Annotated in this window: 1 protein-coding gene; it reads right to left on the bottom strand. The window is 49.1% G+C overall.

Annotation, left to right across the window (positions count from 1 at the left end; translation table 11 throughout):
• On the bottom strand, nucleotides 1-204 hold a 204-nt coding region (locus COY37_RS03385), incomplete at its 3' end, for a nucleotide-binding protein (RefSeq protein WP_286976096.1).
• Between the last annotated feature and the right edge of the window lie 266 nt (nucleotides 205-470).

The raw sequence follows: 470 nt of genomic DNA, 5'->3' as shown, positions 1-470 counted from the left end.
CTCGCCTATCATAAAAAGATCGAGGTTACGGCACTCCCTGCCCGTTGCGGCCGACAGCCACATGGGGTCGATATAATCCGGCCCTTTTTTAAACGGCTGCACGGTATAACCCGCCTTGGTCAATGCGGCGCACAGCCCTATACTTAATGTCGTCTTCCCCGAACTCCTATGCGGAGCCGAGATCACAACGCGCGGTAGCTGCAAGTTAGTTCTCCCTTTTAATAGCTGTCAGCTGTCAGCTGTCAGCATTCATCTAAAACCAAACCGTAACTAATTGTCATTCTGAGCGAAGCGAAGAATCTAGCGGGCACTCACGCACTTCTGCCACTGAGCTTGTCTAAGCTTTGATCCACCTTTCTAAGAAGCGTTTACCAAGCATGTATCATATCTACCAAGCATGTATCAAACAAATACCAACCGCCTATAAACCGTCTGTCTCACTTTGGCTTGTCTAAGCTTAGACCCTCCTG

Source organism: Candidatus Aquicultor secundus (assembly GCF_002791875.1).
GTDB classification, from domain to species: Bacteria; Actinomycetota; Aquicultoria; order Aquicultorales; family Aquicultoraceae; genus Aquicultor_A; species Aquicultor_A secundus.
Note: the sequence above shows the minus strand (reverse complement) of the source record. Positions and strands in the feature narration are given on the sequence as shown.